This is a genomic window from Kitasatospora sp. NPDC093558, assembly GCF_040683475.1.
GTDB lineage: Bacteria > Actinomycetota > Actinomycetes > Streptomycetales > Streptomycetaceae > Kitasatospora.
On sequence record NZ_JBFBDY010001369.1, the window covers coordinates 1 to 1,089 of the forward strand.

The following is a 1,089-nucleotide window of genomic DNA, read 5'->3' on the forward strand; positions in this document are numbered from 1 at the left end:
CGGGGAGTCGGCCGCCACCGGCATCCTCCAGGCCTTCGCCCTCGCCTGCGGCTTCCTCTTCGTCACGCTCTACCACGGGCTGCTCGGCGGCCCCCAGGCGCTGCTCTTCGGCACCTTCCTCGGCATCACCGACCGGCAAGTGCTGCTGCTCGCCGCCGTCGGCGCCGCCGTCCTCGCCGCGCTCGCGCTGATCGGCCGCCCGCTGCTGTTCGCCACCCTCGACCCCGAGGTCGCCGCCGCCCGCGGCGTGCCCGTGCGGTGGCTCGGCGCGGCCTTCCTCCTGCTGCTCGGCGCCGCCACCGCCGAGGCCGGGCAGATCACCGGCAGCCTCCTCGTCTTCGCCCTGCTCGTCATCCCGGCCGCCACCGCCCAGCAGCTCACCGCCCGCCCCGGCACCGGCCTGCTGCTCGCCGTGCTGCTCGGCCTCGCGGCCGCCTGGACGGGACTGTTCGCCGCCTACTACTGGCCCTACCCGCTCGGCTTCCTGGTGACCACCGTCGCCTTCGCCGGCTACCTCCTGGCCCTCGCCCGGCGGGCCCTCGCCGGCCCCGCCCGCACCACGGAGGTGACGGCGTGACCGGCATCCTCGGCCAGCCCTTCTTCCAGCACGCGCTCCTCGCCGGCACCGCCATCGCCCTCGCCTCCGGCCTGGTCGGACACTTCCTCGTCCTGCGCGCCCAGACCTTCACCGGCGACGCGCTCGGCCACGTCGCCTTCACCGGTGCCATGGCCGCCCTCGCCGGCGGCTACGACCTGCGGCTCGGCCTCTTCGCCGCCACCGTCGGCGCCGCCCTCCTGCTCGGCCTGCTCGGCCGCCGCGGCCGGCCCGACGACGTCGCCATCGGCGCCCTCTTCAGCTGGATCCTCGGCCTCGGCGCCTTCTTCCTCACCCTCTACACCACCACCCGCAGCGCCACCGGCCAGGGCAACGCCGGCGTCTCGGTCCTCTTCGGCTCGATCTACGGCCTCGACGGCCCCCGCACCCTGACCGCCGTCCTGATCGCCGCCGCGATCGCCGCCGCCGTCCTCGCCCTCGCCCGCCCGCTGCTCTTCGCCACCCTCGACGAGGCGGTCGCCCGCGCCCGCGGC

The 1,089-nt window shown here is 76.4% G+C and carries 2 protein-coding genes; both read left to right on the forward strand.

Annotated elements, in window-relative coordinates; genetic code table 11:
• A partial coding sequence (locus tag AB0O00_RS41050; RefSeq protein WP_363659748.1) for a metal ABC transporter permease occupies positions 1 to 577 on the forward strand: 577 nt, incomplete at its 5' end.
• On the forward strand, positions 574 to 1,089 hold a 516-nt coding region (locus tag AB0O00_RS41055; protein WP_363659749.1), incomplete at its 3' end, for a metal ABC transporter permease. The genes AB0O00_RS41050 and AB0O00_RS41055, both read left to right, overlap by 4 nt.